Annotated in this window: 15 protein-coding genes; 9 read left to right on the top strand and 6 right to left on the bottom strand. The window is 66.2% G+C overall.

Annotated features, from left to right (window positions below; translation table 11 throughout):
- The first annotated feature begins 12 nt into the window (after nt 1-12).
- From TEP_RS03410 to TEP_RS03420, 3 genes are all read left to right on the top strand, one after another.
- Complete coding sequence (locus TEP_RS03410; RefSeq protein WP_132824272.1) at nt 13-2,337, top strand: winged helix-turn-helix domain-containing protein; 2,325 nt, start codon at nt 13-15, stop codon at nt 2,335-2,337.
- Nucleotides 2,338-2,452: 115 nt separating this feature from the next.
- On the top strand, nt 2,453-3,352 hold the full coding sequence (locus TEP_RS03415) for a helix-turn-helix transcriptional regulator (RefSeq protein WP_132824273.1): 900 nt from the start codon (nt 2,453-2,455) through the stop codon (nt 3,350-3,352).
- 49 nt (nt 3,353-3,401) lie between these two features.
- Nucleotides 3,402-6,290 (top strand): TonB-dependent receptor, encoded by a 2,889-nt coding sequence (locus TEP_RS03420; protein ID WP_206140175.1) that lies wholly within the window; start codon nt 3,402-3,404, stop codon nt 6,288-6,290.
- A 276-nt stretch (nt 6,291-6,566) separates the two neighbouring features.
- On the opposite strand, the gene TEP_RS03425 is transcribed toward TEP_RS03420, so the two are convergent.
- Together TEP_RS03425 and ppa are read right to left on the bottom strand one after the other, a co-directional pair.
- Nucleotides 6,567-7,688 (bottom strand): HDOD domain-containing protein, encoded by a 1,122-nt coding sequence (locus TEP_RS03425; protein ID WP_132824274.1) that lies wholly within the window; start codon nt 7,686-7,688, stop codon nt 6,567-6,569.
- A gap of 151 nt (nt 7,689-7,839) precedes the next feature.
- Nucleotides 7,840-8,376: an inorganic diphosphatase gene (gene ppa / locus TEP_RS03430; protein ID WP_005410935.1), complete on the bottom strand. Its 537-nt coding sequence runs from the start codon at nt 8,374-8,376 to the stop codon at nt 7,840-7,842.
- A gap of 182 nt (nt 8,377-8,558) precedes the next feature.
- Here ppa and TEP_RS03435 point away from each other — a divergent pair, with 182 nt between their 5' ends.
- Both TEP_RS03435 and TEP_RS03440 read left to right on the top strand, forming a co-directional pair.
- Nucleotides 8,559-9,050 (top strand): hypothetical protein, encoded by a 492-nt coding sequence (locus tag TEP_RS03435; protein ID WP_132824275.1) that lies wholly within the window; start codon nt 8,559-8,561, stop codon nt 9,048-9,050.
- Complete coding sequence (locus TEP_RS03440; protein ID WP_132824276.1) at nt 9,050-9,526, top strand: hypothetical protein; 477 nt, start codon at nt 9,050-9,052, stop codon at nt 9,524-9,526. Before TEP_RS03435 ends, TEP_RS03440 begins: the two co-directional genes overlap by 1 nt.
- A 153-nt stretch (nt 9,527-9,679) precedes the next feature.
- Here TEP_RS03440 and TEP_RS03445 read toward each other — a convergent pair whose 3' ends face one another.
- Nucleotides 9,680-9,937 carry a DUF2789 domain-containing protein gene (locus tag TEP_RS03445; RefSeq protein WP_132824277.1) on the bottom strand — a complete coding sequence of 86 codons (258 nt, stop codon included), beginning with the start codon at nt 9,935-9,937 and terminating at the stop codon, nt 9,680-9,682.
- Nucleotides 9,938-10,124: 187 nt separating this feature from the next.
- Nucleotides 10,125-12,152, bottom strand: coding sequence for a sodium-translocating pyrophosphatase (locus tag TEP_RS03450; protein ID WP_132824278.1), 2,028 nt, complete (start codon nt 12,150-12,152; stop codon nt 10,125-10,127).
- 349 nt (nt 12,153-12,501) lie between these two features.
- Here TEP_RS03450 and TEP_RS03455 point away from each other — a divergent pair, with 349 nt between their 5' ends.
- Nucleotides 12,502-13,005, top strand: coding sequence for a hypothetical protein (locus TEP_RS03455; RefSeq protein ID WP_025874174.1), 504 nt, complete (start codon nt 12,502-12,504; stop codon nt 13,003-13,005).
- Between the two features lie 93 nt (nt 13,006-13,098).
- Here the strand turns inward: TEP_RS03455 and TEP_RS03460 are convergent, their stop codons facing one another.
- Complete coding sequence (locus TEP_RS03460) at nt 13,099-13,488, bottom strand: DUF488 family protein (RefSeq protein ID WP_132824279.1); 390 nt, start codon at nt 13,486-13,488, stop codon at nt 13,099-13,101.
- Between the two features lie 31 nt (nt 13,489-13,519).
- On the bottom strand, nt 13,520-14,776 hold the full coding sequence (locus TEP_RS03465) for a 6-phosphofructokinase (protein WP_025874176.1): 1,257 nt from the start codon (nt 14,774-14,776) through the stop codon (nt 13,520-13,522).
- 136 nt (nt 14,777-14,912) lie between these two features.
- Here TEP_RS03465 and TEP_RS03470 point away from each other — a divergent pair, with 136 nt between their 5' ends.
- From TEP_RS03470 to TEP_RS03480, 3 genes are all read left to right on the top strand, one after another.
- Nucleotides 14,913-15,476 (top strand): adenylate kinase, encoded by a 564-nt coding sequence (locus TEP_RS03470; protein ID WP_025874177.1) that lies wholly within the window; start codon nt 14,913-14,915, stop codon nt 15,474-15,476.
- A 328-nt stretch (nt 15,477-15,804) separates the two neighbouring features.
- Nucleotides 15,805-17,169 carry a UDP-N-acetylmuramate:L-alanyl-gamma-D-glutamyl-meso-diaminopimelate ligase gene (gene mpl / locus TEP_RS03475; protein WP_132824280.1) on the top strand — a complete coding sequence of 455 codons (1,365 nt, stop codon included), beginning with the start codon at nt 15,805-15,807 and terminating at the stop codon, nt 17,167-17,169.
- Nucleotides 17,166-17,744, top strand: a complete 579-nt coding sequence (locus tag TEP_RS03480; protein WP_132824281.1) for an LON peptidase substrate-binding domain-containing protein — start codon at nt 17,166-17,168, stop codon at nt 17,742-17,744. The genes mpl and TEP_RS03480 overlap by 4 nt, the downstream gene beginning before the upstream one ends.
- The last annotated feature ends 75 nt before the right edge of the window (nt 17,745-17,819 follow it).

The raw sequence follows: 17,819 nt of genomic DNA on the forward strand, positions 1-17,819 counted from the left end.
CCATAGCAACGAATGATCAACAGCGAAATCCAGTCGCCTGAATCCGACCGCGTCCGCGTCGGTGAGTGCATCGTTACTTTGTCCTCGCGTGAGGTCGAAGTCGCTGGTGCCCGCCGAACACGCCGTTTGACGCCCAAGTCGCTGGGCGTGCTGCGCGTGTTGATGCGGCAGCCGGGGCGGGTGGTGACCCGTGACGAGCTGTTCGCCGAAGTGTGGCCGGACACGCTGCCGACCAACGATGTGCTGACCCAGGCTGTTACCCAGCTGCGCAAGGCGTTCAGCATCGACGACGACAATGGCCAGGCGTACATCGAGACCATTGCCAAGACCGGCTACCGCCTGCTGGTGCCGGTGCAGCCGCTGGCGGAACACGAGACCGATGCGATCGCCGTTGCAGAGGGCTCGACCGCATTACAGCCGCCTGCGCCGGATGCCGTGGCCGCCGCCGGCGTGCCGGTGGTTGAACGCGGAAGCCGCCGTTGGCGCCGTCTGCGCCGTCGCCTGCTGCTGGCACTGGGCGTGGTGATGCTGCTTGCGCTGGTGGTGTTGAGCGTACTGCTGCTGCGCCGCCCGGCGCCGGTGAATTCTCCGGTGGATGCGGCAGTGGAGAACGGCACGCGGGTGATCGGAAGCCCTGAGCGGCCGTATCGATTGATTACCGCGACGGCCGGTTTTGAGACCTATCCCACACTTTCTCCTGATGGATCGCAGGTCGCCTACGAAGGCGCCAACGACGATGGCACCGGCGGCAACGCCATCAAGGTGCAGACCTCCGGCAATGCCCCCGCGCGCCAGCTGCTTTCGCCACCAGCAGGTGCCAGCGACCGTTTCCCGAACTGGTCGCCCGATGGCCGCGAAATCGCCTTCGCCCGCTTTGGTGCCGATGCCAGCTGCCAGGTGCTGATCGCCAGCGCCACCGGCGGCGCCGTGCGCCAGGCCACGCGCTGCGACGGCACCGAGCTGCTCAGTTTCGACTGGACGCCCGATGGTCGTGGCCTGGTCTTCGGCAGCATGGTCGGTCGCTATGCCCATCGCGGCATCCGCGTGCTCGATCTGGCCACCGGCCAATGGCGTGCGCTGGAGTACGCTGTCGACGAGGATGATTTCGACTACGCCCCGCGCTATTCCCCGGATGGCCGATGGCTGGTGTTTGTCCGCAACCCTCAGTTGGGCGATCTGTGGCGGATGCCTGCCAGCGGCGGCACGCCCGAGCAGTTGACCACCGAATCGGCCGAACTGCGCGGTTGGGCGTGGCTGGGCGACAGCCGGCATATCGTGTTCGGTCGCCGCGTGGACAGCGAAGCACGCCTGTACTACCTCGACGTCGAGCGCCGGACGTTGCGCGACGCTGGGCTCGACGATGCGCAGTGGCCGGCAGTGTCCCGCCGCGGCGACATGCTGGCGTTCGTGCACCGGCGCGCGCAGTTCGGGGTGTTCAGGATGCCTGCGCAGGGCGGTGCCGGTGAGCGCCTGTTCGCCTCCAGTGGCCGTGATGGGCAACCGATGCTGGCGCCGGATGGGCGGCAACTGGTGTTCAGTTCCGATCGTTCCGGCAGCTTCGCCCTGTGGTGGGTCGACATGCAGCGGCCGGAGTCGCTGCGGCCGATCGAAGGGCTGAAGCCTGAGGCACGCCAGGCGCCCGACTGGTCGGCCGACAGCCGGCATCTGCTGGTGGTCGGCCGCGATGAGCATGGCGAAGCGGTTGTGTACGAGACCGCACCGCGCGATGAACAACTGCATCGCCTTCCGGTTCCCGCCGAGCAGCCATTGCAGGCGTTGTACGGCGCAGACGCGGAGCAGCTGCTGGTGGTCGAACGTGATGCCGACCAGCACACCCGTTTGAGCCTGTTCGACCGCAGCGCGCAGCCATGGCGGCGGTTGGCCAGCCTGGAGGGTGCGTCGCAGGCGCGTTTCGACCGCAGTACCGGGCGGGTGCTGTTCACCCGGCTGGCAGCTGGTGGGCTGTGGTCGGTGGACGCGGCGTTGACCCCCGGCAGCGTGCAACAGGTCAGTGAGGACCGGCCCAGCCGCTGGCGCTATCGCACCTGGACGGTGGCCGGCAACGGCAACATCGACTACCTCGGCAGCAGTGCCAGCTGTGGCACGACCCTGGTCCGTATCCAGTCCGGACGCGAAGAAGCCGAGCGTTGCCTGGACGCCCAGCGGCTGAGCGCGGGCAATGGACTCAGCGCCAGTGCCGACGGAAGCAGCCTGTATCTGGCCCTGGCCATCAGCGACGGTGCCGACATCGGTGTGATGCGACTGCCCGAACAACCGCCCGCACTGTTCCCGGCATTCTCCAAATTATTGATCTTGAACGAGAAAGGGCCTTCGTAATTTCTTCGTGACGATCTCGCCGCGAATTCGTGGCGATCTCGCCAGTCTTTCCTGACGCGCTGCCACCTCATTTGGCAAAACGGAGGCCTGTACTTGGCAAATCCGTGGTGCCCCTATGCGTCAACTCTCGCTGGCCGATCGTGGCCAAACCGTATCCCTGGACAAGGCGATCGACGATGTCGCGCCGACCTGCATGGGGGTTGCCCGCCTCGGCAGCCTGCAGACCGCCGGCACCAGCTTCAGCGTCTGGATGCAGGTGCGCGGCACCTCGTGGGTTGAAGCCAAGGAAGGGCGGTTCCGGCTGCGCCAGGGTGAGTGGATCGCGTTCGAGAAGGAGTCCAGGCCGCTGGTCCAGGCCGGACGCAACGGCTTGTGCGTGGGCATGAACCTGAACGTGGAAGCGCTGCGCGTGCTGACCGAAATGGCCGACTGCGGCCTGTACGCTGGTCGTGGCCAGATGAACCGCGCTGATGCGCGGGTGGCGCTGCGCCTGTGGCGTGACGCCCTGGCCAGTGGGCAGCCGGCGCAGGCACTGCGTCCGTTGCTGCTGCATCTGGCCGGTCTGCAGCGCAGCCTGGCCGACAACGTACAGCGTTGCCCGGGCCGCTCGCGCAGCCGCAAGCGCCAGGTGTTCGGTCGCATGCAGCGCGCGCGCCTGTATCTGGAAGGCAACAGCCACCGGGTGGTACGCATCGGCGAACTGGCCGAGCTGACCAACTTCTCCAGCTGGTATCTCTCCAAGACGTTCCAGAGCCTGTACGAGGAAAGCCCGCAGTCGCTTTCGGCACGGCTACGCCTCGAACGCGCGGCCGATCTGCTGCGCGATACCGACATGATGGTCGGCGAAGTCGCTGCCGCCAGTGGTTTCGACAACTGCTGCAGCTTCGCGCGTGCCTTCCGCGCCCGTTACGGCCAGTCCGCCTCGCGCTTCCGCGAGAACGGCGGACAGCTCCCGCCACACTCTGCAAAGTCTCCGGTTGTGTCGCGCAAATACAGCGGTGCAACGCAATCGTAACGTGCTACGGCGTTTTAACACGCTACTAACACGTACCTTGGAGAGATTGATGAACGTTCGTATTCCTGCAGTGCGGCTCGGCTTGTTGCCGGCCGGCATTGCGCTTGCCTTGGCACCGTCCTTCGCTTCGGCGCAGGACGCAGCTGCCGGCGGCACGACCGACCTGGACCGCATTTCGGTCACCGGTTCGCGCATCCGCCAGGCGAGCATGGAAACCGCGCAGCCGGTGATCGCGCTGCAGCGCGCCGACATTGAAAAGCAGGGCTTCACCAGCGTTGCCGACATCGTGCAGAACCTGTCGGCGACCGGTTCGCCGGCGATCAGCCGCGCCGATGCCCTGTCTTCGGGCGAAGAAGTCGGCGGCCAGTACGTCGACCTGCGCAACCTCGGCCCGGAGCGCACCCTGGTGCTGCTGGACGGCAAGCGCATGGGCACCAGCACCGGCGGCTACACCGACCTGGCCTCGATCCCGACCTCGGTCGTGGAACGCATCGAAGTGCTGACCGACGGTGCATCGGCCATCTATGGTTCCGACGCCATCGCCGGCGTGGTCAACATCATCACCCGCAAGAACTTCGACGGCCTGGAAGCCAGCGTCTACGGTGGCCAGTACGGCCAGGGCGACGGCCAGAAGCAGGTCTACAACTTCGTCTACGGCCAGACCGGTGAGCGCGGTTCGATCACCTTCGGCGCTGAGTACAGCAAGGAAGACGAGGTCCAGGCCAAGGATCGCTCCTTCAGCCGCTACCCGAACGGTCGCTTCCACCCGAACCCGACCGCAGACGATGCCAACGGCTGGTCGCCGGCATCCAACCATGGCGTGCTGATCGACGACATGGGTACCCCGAAGGACGCCAACGACGATATCTGGTACACCCGTGCCAATACCGGTGCCGGCAACGGCATGGGCGACTTCCGTGAGTTCGGCACCGCCGACTACACCAATGCCAGCCAGGAAATGTGGCTGCAGAACAAGCTGACCCGTCGCTCGGTCTTTGCCAACGGCAACTACGACCTGACCGACAACATCCGCGCCACCGCGAACGTGCTGTACACCAAGCGCACCGCGACCTCGCAGATTGCCGGCTACCCGTACCAGTCCGAGGTCTACGGCACCCCGCTGTCGGCCGACAGCATCTACAACCCGCTGGGCAAGGACGCGAACTTCATCCGTCGCACCTCCGAGTTCCCGCGCCAGACCGAATCCGAGCAGGAAACCTTCCGCTTCTCGGCCGGCCTGGAAGGTTCGTTCGAGTTCGCCGACAAGTTCTGGGATTGGGACGTGGGCTACGTCTACAACCAGAACAAGGGCGTCAAGACCGGCACCGGCAACCTGTTCATCCCGAACGTGCAGAACGCCGTCGGCCCGTCCTTCATGGACGGCGACGTTGCCCGTTGCGGCACCCCGGGCAAGGTGATCGCCGGTTGCACCCCGTGGAACCCGCTCGCACCGTACGGCTCCACCGGCAACGGTTCGCTGGCTGACCCGGCACTGCAGGCCTACCTGTTCCTGCCGAGCCACGACACCTACACCAACACCACCAAGGCCTACAGCGCCAACATCTCCGGTTCGCTGTTCACGCTGCCGGCCGGTGACCTGGCTATCGCCGCCGGTTACGAGCACCGCCAGGAAAGCGGTGAGTACAACCCGGATGCACTGCTGCAGTCGGGCCTGAGCACCGACCTGGCCGGCGCACCGACCAAGGGCAGCTACAAGCTCGACGAGTTCTACGTCGAACTGAACGTGCCGGTGCTGGCCGACATGCCGTTCGCCAAGGAACTGTCGCTCGACATGGCCGGTCGCTATTCGGACTACAACACCTTCGGCGACACCATCAACAGCAAGTTCGGCCTGAAGTGGAAGCCGATCGACGACCTGCTGGTGCGTGCGACCTATTCGACGGGCTTCCGCGCGCCGAACATCGCCAACATGTACGGCGGCACCTCGCAGACCTTCGACGCCTACACCGATCCGTGCGACAGCAGCTTCGGTTCGGCTTCGCGCAATCCGTCGGTTGCCGCAGCCTGCGGCGCACGTGGCGTTCCGGCGAACTTCCGCCAGATCACCTCCGGTGGCGCACAGTCGACCGGCCCGGGCACCCAGTCCTACAGCGCATTCGAGTCGGGTTCCAACCCGGAACTGCAGCCGGAAACCTCCAAGACCTGGACCGCTGGCCTGGTCTACAGCCCGAACTTCGTGCAGGGCCTGGACGTCAGCCTGGACTGGTGGAAGATCCGCATCGACAACGTGATCGCCGCGGAGTCGGTGACCTCGATCCTCAACCAGTGCTACGTGCTGGGCGTGGCGTCGGCGTGTGACCGCTTCAGCCGCGGTACCGAAGGCCGCACCGTCAACCAGGTGGTCGACGTTACCCGTACCCTGATCAACGGTGGTTACCAGGAAACCGCAGGTTACGACCTGGGCATCAAGTACCGCCTGCCGGAGTTCTCCTTCGGCAAGATCGTGGTTGACTGGAAGACCACCTACGTCGACTACCTCGAGTACAAGCGCGACAACGAAGCCGAGACTCCGGTCGAGCAGCACACCAGCTGGGCAACCGGCGACTGGGGTGCGAACTTCCGCGTCCGTTCGAACCTGAATGTCGATTGGAGCCTGGGCAACCTGGGCGTCAACTGGGCCGTGCGTTACTACTCGAGCATGAAGGAGCCGTGCTCCTACGACACCGAGTGCAACCTGCCTGACTTCAACTCGGCCTACACCCTGGGCCAGCCGACCCGCAAGGTCGGTTCGAACACCTTCCACGATGTGCAGGTGCGTTACACCCTGCCGTGGCAGGCTACGGTTTCGGTCGGTGCCAACAACGTGTTCAACCACGAAGGCCCGGTCATGTACAGCCAGCCGAACTCGAGCTTCTCCTACTACGGTGGCTTCGACATCGGTCGCTACTACTACATGAAGTACACCCAGCGCTTCTGATCCATCGAAGCGTGACAGCAGAAAGAGGAGGGCGGGCCGCAAGGTCCGCCCTTCTTGTTTGTGCGGTCGAGCAACGCGGCTGTCCACGCTGCGCGCGCCGAACCTCCGGTCACCGACGGTTGATCCATGCCGGTGTAGATCCACGCCATGCGTGGATGGACGTCCAGACACTTCCAGTAGATCCACGCCATGCGTGGATGGACTTCCGGCGCAACGAAAAAAGGCAGGCCACACGGCCTGCCTTTCGTCCCCTTCGTACCCGCCTGACGCTGTGCCTCAGGCCTCGCTCGGCACCAGCCCCATCAGGCTGTTGGCGTGCTCGCGCCACTGCGGCAGCTTGTTCAGCACACCGGCGCGCTGCAGATACTCTTCATCCACCGGGTCACCGTTGACCAGCGCCAGTGCCACGTGCACCGCACCGGTCACCCAGAAGCTGCGAGTATTGGCGCGCTGCGGCTGCAGATGGAACGCCACCGCCTCGATGATCGGCATCGGCAGCCCCCACAGGCCAAGCAGGTAAGCACCCGCTTCGGCATGCCCGGGGCGATCATCATCGGCCGGCTCCGGTTCGCTGCGCTCGTTGCGCACGCCCGGCAGCAGCAGGCCGATGTCGGCCAGCAGGGCAGCGGTGGCACCGAGTTCGGCGCTGGAGTCGGGCAGCAGGCGTGCGGCCAATCGCGAGGCCATCAAGGCACGCTGCTGCAGCGAGTTGCGTTCGGCCCCGGACAAGGTCGGCGCGGAGAACACCTCACTGGCCAGCACCAGGTCGCGCAGCGTGGCCAGGCCCAGCCGGGTCACGGCGGTGCGCAGGTCGGCGATGGTGCGGCCCTGGCTGAAGAATGCCGAATTGGACAGCTGCAGCACCTTGGCCGCGATCGCCGGGTCGGCGGCCACCAGCTTGGCGACATCGGCGCTGTCGGCGTCGTCGTCATGTTCCAGTGCCTGGGTCAGGCTCAGGTACAGGTGCGGCGGCGAAGGCAGCTTCTCGATGCGGCCGATGGCGTCGCGCAGGCGCGGGCTGTCCAGCACGTCGCGCAGCTCTTCCAGGCTGGTCAGTGCTTCCAGCAGTACTTCCGGTGCCAACGGCAATGGCAGGAAGCGATGGGCGACCCCGATCAGGCGCGCCGGCGGCGGCCGGTTGCCATGCTGTGCATCGACCAGCGCGATGCGGATGGTCTCCGGGCGCAAGGTGCGGATCTGTCCCAGCAACGTGGTCGCGTTGAGATCGGGCAACTGCGGGCAGACGATCACCGCGTCCACGCCCTGGGTGGCGACCGCGGTCATCGCGGCATGGCCATCGGTGGCGGTCAACGGCTGCCAGTCTTCCCCAAGATCGGCAATGAATTCGGTCAGCTCAGCCGGCAGGCTGGCTGTATCCCCAACAAGCAGAATACGCACGACACATTCCCCTGGCTGTCTCGACGGTCGATGTCGATGACGTGTGAAGTGACGCAATTTACCTAATACGGCGGCAAAGGTGATGTGCCGCCGTCATGAAACGTGACCCGCATCGCTCCGACGCCGTGCGCCGGAGCAATGCCGTTCAGTCTCAGGCCTTGCTGTCGAGGTGGCGCTGGTGCGCCTCGATCAGGATCTGCTTGGCCTCGGCCGCGCCGCCCCAACCGTCCAGCTTGACCCACTTGCCCTTCTCCAGGTCCTTGTAGTGCTCGAAGAAGTGGCCGATGCGCTCCAGCCAGTGGCTCGACACCTGGGCGATGTCCTCGACGTGGGCATAGCCGCTGAAGATCTTCGAAACCGGCACGGCCAGGATCTTCTCGTCGCTGCCTGCCTCATCGCTCATCTTCAGCACGCCGACCGGACGGCAACGCACCACCGAACCCGGGACCAGCGGCAGCGGCAGCACCACCAGCACGTCGGCCGGATCGCCGTCGCCGCACAGGGTGCTCGGCACGTAGCCGTAGTTGCAGGGGTAGCGCATCGGGGTGGAAAGGATGCGGTCGACGAAGATCGCGCCGGTTTCCTTGTCCACTTCGTACTTCACCGGCTCGGAATCCTTCGGGATCTCGATGATGACGTTGATTTCTTCCGGCGGGTTCTTGCCGGGCGAGACGAGTTCCAGACCCATGGTGTGCTCCAGGTGGGGGATGTAGACGGATAGCCCTCCATTTTATGCCTTTGCCGGTCGCTGTGCAGGGTGGGGCGCCGACGGGCCGTCGCGGTAGCCGACGACCGGCCAGGACGGGGTTCCCCGATGGGGCCGGCCGGGCGACCGGGGCAGGCTGGAACCCTGGACCGAGGAGACCTGTCATGAACTGGAACCATTGGCGCTGCGGGGTCCTGCTGTTGCTTGCCCCGCTGGCCGCGCTCGCGCGCGGGACGCATGTCGACCTGATCCACTACCCGACCCAGGAGGCCGGGTGGGACAGGGCCTACGCGCTTGAGGCAGCGCTTGCACGGGCCTTCGACGGCGTGTGCGCCGATACCTTCTGCGAAGGCGATTACAGCAACTACCGGGTGATGCAGTTCCGCTGTGCAGTGCTGGCCCACCGCGGCACGGTGCAGCGGTGTGTGTGGGTGCTGGCGGCCAGCGAACTGGAGGTGCAGGGTGACACCGGCCAGGTGCAGGTCGACAACGGTCGCTGGACCTGCCCGGTGGAGATGCGGCCCGGGGTGCCGGTTGAAGCCTTCTTTGCCGCGCTGGAAGCGCCAGATGGGCTGATGGCACCGCTGCCCGGGCTCGATTACGGTCTGTTCGACGGGCTTGCCGATTGCCTGCGGGCGCAGGGGAGGGACGCCTGATGCGCACTTTCCCGGCACGATGGCTGCTCTGCGGTCTGATGGTGGTTGGCGCTGCGCAGGCCGCGCCGGCGTTCGTGGACGCCCGTGACCATCCCGATCCAGCGACCGGCCGGGAGCGGTTCCTGGCCGCCGAACGGATGCTGGTGCGCGGGTTCGATGATGTCTGTGGCGACACGTTCTGCGAGGGGCAGTACTACAACCTGTGGGCCATGCGCCTGCGCTGTTCGGTGGAGCGGGCGACAGGCGTGGTCGGCAGCTGTATCTGGACCTTCGCCGGCAGCGATACCTGGGTGCGGAAGGAAGGACGGATCGATGTCGACTTTGGCAGCTATGCATGCGTGCTGCCGCTGGCATCGGGAACCCGGTTGGAGCAGCTCCTGCAGGTCTGGCAGGTGGGTTCCGGGGATGAGGCGATCCACGCGCCGTTGCCCGGTACGACCACGAGCGTCTATGACGGGCTGACAGACTGTCTTTGACGGCTGGATAGGCTGGCGCTGGGCGTGATGCTGGCACCGCGTCGCGCCGCGCGTCTGGCCCCTGCTCGGCGGTATCGAGTGATCGTGTTCGAACGTCGGCGCAGCCGGGTCGGTGCGGACGCTGGGTCCGCACCGATGCCTGGGACCGGGTGCTTATTGTCCGGTCGCGGCCTTCACCGCTGCTTCGTGCAGCGCTTCGTTCAGTTCGTCGACCACGGTGGTCCAGGCCGCGTCTGCCTGCAGCGACTCGGCCAGGAACTGGCGCTGGGCGTTGTTCCAGTACGGCGCGTCAGCTACTTCCACTCCTGCAGCCAGCTGGTGGTCGGCGATGAACCGGGCAATGCCGTCGGAGCTGGCGTCCAGGCCCAGCTGCAGAAAAAGATTGGTCATGCGCGGTTCGGTGGTGATCATCGGTGCGGGCTGGCAAGGGAAAGGAACTGCATTATCAACGCAAGCAGGGTCGGGGGAACTCCCGCATGATTCGTCTGGGCAGTGCCTGCCCCGGCACAGCCTGCGTCGGTCGATGCGCGCAGGCATCGACCGACGTGAGGAAAGGTGCGGCCGACGACCATCATCATGGCCGTCAGCCGCACACCTGCTACAGCAACGGCACCAGCAGCAGCGCCACGATGTTGATGATCTTGATCAGCGGGTTGATCGCCGGGCCGGCGGTGTCCTTGTATGGGTCACCGACGGTGTCGCCGGTTACCGCTGCCTTGTGCGCCTCGCTGCCCTTGCCGCCGAAGTGGCCATCCTCGATGTACTTCTTGGCGTTGTCCCAGGCACCGCCGCCGGTGGTCATCGAAATGGCCACGAACAGCCCGGTGACGATCGTGCCGATCAGCAGCCCGCCCAGCGCGCGTGGCCCCAGCAGCAGGCCGACCACCACCGGCACGGCCACCGGCAGCAGCGACGGCATGATCATTTCGTGGATCGCCGAGCGGGTGAGCATGTCCACCGCCCTGTCGTACTGCGGCTTGGCGGTGCCCTGCATGATGCCGGGGATCTCGCGGAACTGCCGCCGCACTTCCTCCACCACCGCGCCGGCCGCGCGACCGACGGCTTCCATTGCCATCGCGCCGAACAGGTACGGAATCAGGCCGCCGATCAGCAGGCCGATGATCACCGTGTGGTCGCTGAGGTCGAAGCGGAACTCCTGGCCGGGATTGGCCGCCTGCAGGTTGTGCGTGTAGTCGGCGAACAGTACCAGTGCGGCCAGTGCTGCCGAGCCGATGGCATACCCCTTGGTGACCGCCTTGGTGGTGTTGCCCACCGCATCGAGCGGATCGGTGATGTCGCGGATTTCCGAAGGCAGCTCGGCCATCTCGGCGATGCCACCGGCGTTGTCGGTGATCGGCCCGTAGGCATCGAGTGCGACGATCATGCCCGCCATCGACAGCATTGCAGTGGCGGCGATGGCGATGCCGTACAGCCCGGCCAGTGCGTATGCGCCCCAGATCGCCGCGCAGACGGCAATCACCGGCAACGCGGTGGATTTCATCGAGATGCCGAGGCCGGCGATGATGTTGGTGCCGTGGCCGGTAGTCGAGGCCTGGGCCACGTGCTGCACCGGCTTGTATTGGGTGCCGGTGTAGTACTCGGTGATCCACACGATCAGGCCGGTCAGGACCAGGCCGATCAGTGCGCAGCCGTACAGCGCGATGGGACCATGCACGTTGTCGGCCATCAACCCGGTGGTGATCGGGTAGAACGCGATCGCGGCCAGCACGCCGGAGACGATCACACCCTTGTACAGCGCGCCCATGATCGAGCCGCCTGGCTTTACCTTGACGAACAGCGCGCCGATGATCGAAGCGATGATCGAAACACCCCCCAGCACCAGCGGATACAGCACCGCATTGGCACCGGCCTCGGCCAGCATCAGGCTGCCCAGCAACATGGTGGCGATCACGGTCACCGCATAGGTTTCAAACAGGTCGGCAGCCATGCCGGCGCAGTCGCCCACGTTGTCTCCGACGTTGTCGGCAATCACCGCCGGATTGCGCGGGTCGTCTTCGGGAATGCCCGCTTCGACCTTGCCGACCAGATCGGCGCCGACATCGGCACCCTTGGTGAAGATGCCGCCGCCCAGGCGCGCGAAGATCGAGATCAGCGATGAACCAAAGGCCAAGCCGACCAGCGCGTGCAGTGCCTGTTCCATCGGCAGGCCCAGCCGCAGCAGCAGTGCGTAGTAGCCGGCTACGCCGAGCAGGCCCAGCCCGACCACCAGCATGCCGGTGATCGCACCGCCGCGGAAAGCCACGTCCATTGCCGCACTGATGCCATGACGCGCGGCCTCTGCGGTGCGTACGTTGGCGCGCACCGACACGTTCATGCCGATGTAGCCCGCTGCACCGGACAGTACCGCACCGACCGCGAAGCCGATCGCGGTGTACCAGCTCAGGAAGATGCCGACCAGCACGAACAGCACGACGCCGGCGATGCCGATGGTCAGATACTGGCGGTTGAGGTAGGCGCGCGCGCCTTCCTGGATGGCCGCGGCGATGGCGACCATGCGTTCATTGCCGGTGGGTTGGCGCAGGATCCAGCGCGCCGAGACGATTCCGTACAGGATCGCGAGAATGGCGCAGCCCAGCGCCAATGACAGCCCGTGACGTTCCAGCATTAGACCCCTCCGCAGAATGGATGGACAAGCATCCAGTGGCGATGAACGGCACCACGAGGGGGACGACGGGCTGCAGCCTGGAACCAACCCGTACCGACCTTTGGTGGTCGTCCGACGTATGGCGGTGTTCAGCATTCCCTGGTGTCCGCAGTATGCGTGCACCCGCGCCCGGATGGTAGCGCCGGGCCGCGCCGCGCCGCATGACCCGTGGGCGCCCTCCAGATGAACGCATCGCCATGCGCGCGGAACCCGCCGCCGGTCCATGGGCATGCTTTGAGAGCCACAGACCCTTTGCACCCCGTTAAGCCAGCCTCTGCAAGCCTGCGCGCAGTCCCGTCGGAGAATCCCCATGCGCCTGTCCCTGTTGATGCTTGCCGTTCTGGCCCCGGCCCTGCCTGCCTTCGCGGCGGAAGCACCGGAACTGCAGCGAGCGGTGGGTGCACCACAAGCGGTCGGCGCGGTGCACACGCTGCGGCAGATTCCCGAAGCCTGTGCCCGCCTGGAAGGTGCGTTCACCGGCCAGGCCGCGGAGCCCTATCGTTTCTCGGCGGTGCGCACCAGCGAGCAGTGCCAGCCGCGTGCCCGCTTTGTCGACTACAGCAAGGCGCAACCGAGTGCGGACAAGGGCTGGAAGCTCAATGATGTGATCCGTGTTCCGAATGCCGCCTGCCCGGCGCAGCAGGCGGTGGTGCGCGTGTGGCGCCTGCCGGTGAACAACGCCCAGGCGCTGGATGGGCAGGGGCAGTCGCGCATCTATCTGGAGGAAGCCAAGAAGCAGGCCGCCGCCGGCAAGATCCCGCAGGTGACGATGTTCGCCGCGCAGCTGCAGATGGAAGGCAAGGCGTGCAATTGAGGCCGAGCATCTGAGGCCGAGCATCCACGCATGGCGTGGATCTACTGGGTGTGAGACTTGGGTAGTGCCGGCCGCTGGCCGGCAACCGATGGATTACTCCGCCAGTTTCGCCCCACGCGCCACCAGCAGATCGCGCAGCGCCGACCGGTGGCAATGCGCCTCGTCCTCGCAATAGCAGCCCACCGCGATATCGCTGTGCTGCGACAGCGCCGCGAGCAGGTCCAGCGCATGCGCTGCATCGGGCGCCTTCATTTCGGCGTTGTAGTGACGGAAGAACGCCGTCCAGTCGGCGGCGCTCTTCGCCTCATGCGCCTGTTTCACCAGCTCCGCGCTGGGTGACAGCGTAGGAAACCACACGTCGTACCAGTCCTGCCGGGCAAATTCGCTGCGCGGCACACCGCGCGGCGGGCGCCGCACGGTGCCGATGCGCAGGCCTTCACCGGGCGCGCGCGCTGAGCCAAGTCGAACAACACGCAACGCCATGGCATTCCTCGCAAAAAGGGGACGGAGGGGATCAGCCTTCAAACGCAGGCAGCTTCTGCTTCACCGCCACGTTCTTCAGCGTCACGTACTTGGGCAGGCCATCGCTACCGTAGGGCAACGGTGCTTCGCCCTTGATCAACGGCTGCAGGTAGGCGCGCGCCTTGGCCGTGATGCCGAATCCATCGCGACGGATGAAGCTGGCCGGCATCTTCTTCTCGTGGTTGGCAATCTTCGACAGCGGTGCGGCTTCGATCTTCCAGCGATACGGTGCATCGCTGCTGCGCACGATCACCGGCATCACCCCGTTCTGGCCCTTCAGCGCCAGCTGCACAGCGGCCTTGCCCACCGCCTGGGCCTGTTCCCAGTCGGTTTTGCTGGCCAAGTGGCGGGCTGAGCGCTGCAGGTAGTCGGGCAGGGCCCAGTGCACCTTCAGCCCCAGCTGGTCCTTGACCCGCCCGGCCAGATGCGCGGCCACGCCGCCCAGCTGCGAATGGCCGAAGGAGTCCTTGCCGCCGCCGGCGTCGGCGACGAAGCGGCCATCGGCGGTGGCGATGCCTTCCGACGCCACCACCACGCAGTAGCCCACGCGCGCGACCACGGCCTTGACCTTGGCCAGGAACGCGGCCTCGTCATAGGCGCGCTCGGGCAGCAGGATGATGTGCGGGGCGTCGTCCTCGCCGGTGCCGGCCAGGCCGGCGGCCGCGGCCAGCCAGCCGGCGTGGCGGCCCATCGCCTCGTAGATGAAGACGCGGGTGGAGGTCTCGGCCATCGCCGCCACGTCCAACGCCGCTTCGCGCACGGACACGGCCGTGTACTTGGCCGCCGAGCCGAAGCCGGGGCAGGTGTCGGTCACCGCCAGGTCGTTGTCGATGGTCTTGGGCACGCCGATGCAGGTCAGGTCGTAGCCGGAGCTTTTTGCCAGCTGCGACACCTTCAGTGCGGTGTCGGCCGAGTCGTTGCCGCCGTTGTAGAGGAACCAGCGCACGTCATGGGCGCGCAGGACCTCCAGCAGGCGGTCGTAACGGGCACGGTCGGCCTCAAGCGATTTCAGCTTGACCCGGCACGAGCCGAACGCGCCGCCGGGGGTGTGGGCCAGGGCGCGGATGGCCGCAGCACTCTCCTTGCTGGTGTCGATCAGCTCCTCGCGCAGGGCGCCGAGGATGCCGTTGCGCGCGGCCAGGACCTTGATTCCCTTGGCGCGGGCTTGTTCGATCACCGCCGCGGCCGTGGCGTTGATGACGGCGGTGACGCCGCCGGACTGGGCGTAAAGGAGGGTGCCATTGCGCATGCTTCTACCTGTTCGGGGGAGGGGACATTGCAGGGACATTACCCGGATGCGCTAAAGTGGCGCTATTGCGGTGCAGCGATACCGGACCGTCCGGGGCGCGAACCTTCTTTATTTTCAACACGTTGGAGTCAGGTCAATGCGATTGGTTCTGTTGGGACCGCCCGGTTCGGGCAAGGGGACACAGGCGACGCGCCTGAAGGAAAAGCTCGAGATCGCCCACATTTCCACTGGCGACATGCTGCGCGCGGAAATCGCCGCCGGCTCGGAGCTGGGCAAGCAGGCCAAGTCGGTGATGGACGCCGGCAACCTGGTGTCCGATGAGATCCTGCTGGGCATGCTGAAGTCGCGCCTGGCCCAGGCCGATGTCGCCAAGGGCTTCATCCTTGACGGCTATCCGCGCAATGTGGCCCAGGCCAACGCGCTGGACGGCATGCTGGCCGAGATCGGCCAGCCGCTGGATGCGGTGGTGCAGCTGGACGTGGCCACCGAGCTGCTGGTCGAGCGCATCGCCGGTCGTGCGCAGGAGCAGGGCCGTGCTGACGACAATCCGGAATCGGTGCGCAAGCGCCTGCAGGTCTACACCGAGCAGACTGCTCCGGTGGTCGACTTCTACGCCGGCCGTGGCACCCTGGCCCGCGTCGATGGCGTCGGCGAACTGGACGAGATCGAAGCGCGCATCCTGGCGGCGATCAAGCGCTGACCCTCGTGGCCGGTTGATGCCGGCTACCGCAGGCGCAAAAAAAACAGGCCTGATCCGCGAGGATCAGGCCTGTTTCGTTTCATAGGTGCCAGCAAAGGGCTTGCTCAGGGCCCCCACAGCATGAGCTCCCTTGGGGATGGCCTCTTGGGGAGTAGGACCGGTTCGGGTACTGCGGCTGGCATCCTGAATTGTGTCCGGGTTCACAGAACATCGCTATCAGGAATTCCCTGACATATGGCTGGAGTTTTCTCACAGCAGCTGTAGGGGTTCTCTTACCCCGATGCTGACAATGGCCCTATACAGCCGTGATCGGTCACAATCCCCGGTCATGAGCAGCGTACATATCCTTGCAATCGCCGGTACCTTCATGGGTGGCGTGGCCGCCCTGGCGCGGGAACTGGGCCATACGGTCAGTGGCAGCGACCAGGCCATCTATCCGCCGATGTCGACCCAGCTCGAGCAGCTGGGCATCACCCTGGACCAGGGCTACCGCGCCGACAGCGTGCCGGCGGGCACCGGGCAGGTGGTGATCGGCAACGCGCTGTCGCGCGGCAACCCTGCCGTCGAAGCCGTCCTGGATGCCGGCCAGCGCTACATTTCCGGCGCCCAGTGGCTGTCCGAGCAGGTCCTGCCGGGCCGTGACACCCTGGCCGTGGCCGGTACCCATGGAAAAACCACCACCACCACCATCCTGACCTGGCTGCTGGAGAATGCCGGTCGCTCCCCCGGCTTCCTGATCGGCGGCGTGGCCGAGGACTTCGGCGTGTCCGCCCGGTTGGGCCAGGGCCGCGAGTTCGTTGTCGAAGCCGACGAGTACGACACCGCGTTCTTCGACAAGCGCAGCAAGTTCGTGCACTACCGGCCGCTGGTGGCGATCCTCAACAACCTTGAATACGACCACGCCGACATCTTCCCCGACGTGGCGGCGATCCAGCGCCAGTTCCACCACCTGGTGCGTACCGTGCCGGCGCGCGGCCGCCTGATCGTCAATGGCGAAGACGCGCACCTTGCCGAAGTGCTGGCGATGGGCTGCTGGACCCCGGTCGAACGCTTCGGTTTCGACCCCGCGCTGGAATGGCATGCCGAACTGCTGGCTGCCGATGGCAGCGCGTTCCGCGTCCATCATCGTGGGCAGGCGCTGGGTGATGTGCACTGGTCGCTGCTGGGCCGGCACAACGTGCTCAATGGCCTGGCCGCATTGGCCGCCGCGCACGCCGTGGGTGTCGCGCCGGCCGAGGTGATCCCGGCGCTGGCGCGCTTCCGCAGCGTCAAGCGGCGCATGGAAGTGATCGGCAACCACGATGGCATCACCGTCTACGACGACTTCGCCCATCACCCGACCGCGATTGCGACCACCCTCGAAGGCCTGCGTGCCAGGGTCGGTGATGCGCGCATCGTGGTGGCGATGGAGCCGCGCAGCAATTCGATGCGGTTGGGCGCCCACGCACAGGCGCTGGCACCGTCGCTGGCACTGGCCGATGAGGTGGTGTTCCTGCACCGCCCGGAGCTGGCCTGGGATGCGGCAGCGGTGATCGCGGCGGTGCGCGGACAGGCGCATGCGGTGGCCGACACCGATGCGCTGTTGGCGCAGCTGCAGGCCGACGTGCGCAGCGGCGACCACGTGGTGTTCATGTCCAACGGCGGCTTCGACGGCGCGCCGCGCCGCTTCCTTGCAGGGCTGCAGGCACGATGAGCAGTGAGGGTTCGCTGCCGCTGTTCCCGCTGCATGCGACGCTGCTGCCGGGCGCGGCCATCGGCCTGCGTGTCTTCGAGCCACGCTACCTGGATCTGGTGCGCGAAACCGGCCGCAGTGGTGAAGGTTTCGGTGTCTGCCTGATCCTGGAAGGCAACGAAGTGGGAGCGCCGGCAACGCCGGCCGCCTTCGGCGTGCAGGTGAAGATCGAGGATTTCGATGTTGGCGCTGATGGCGTGCTGCAGCTGCGATTGCGCGGCACCCGCCGTTTCCACGTCGAGCGCACGCGCGNGCGCGACAACGGTCTGGTGGTTGCCGATGTGCGTTGGTGCGATGACGATCCCGATGACGAACTGCGTCCGCAGCATGCGTTGCTGGCCACGGTGCTGGACCACATCATCGAGCAGGCGGGCACGGCGTTCGCACCGGCCACACCGGCCTTGATGGACCAGGCCAGCTGGGTCAGCTGGCGGTTGGCCGAGCTTCTGCCGCTGAGCGAACAGCAGCGCCTGCAGCTGCTGCAGATGGATGACCCGCACCAGCGCCTGCAGCAGTTGCTGGGCTGGATGCCGTAGCCGGAAAAACGCCAACCAAGGTTGGCGACTACCAGAGTGCGGCGGAACCGGTAGATGCCAACCCGGGTTGGCAGC

Origin of the sequence: Stenotrophomonas sp. TEPEL (assembly GCF_004348785.1) — a bacterium.
In the GTDB taxonomy this organism is placed as follows: domain Bacteria; phylum Pseudomonadota; class Gammaproteobacteria; order Xanthomonadales; family Xanthomonadaceae; genus Stenotrophomonas; species Stenotrophomonas indicatrix.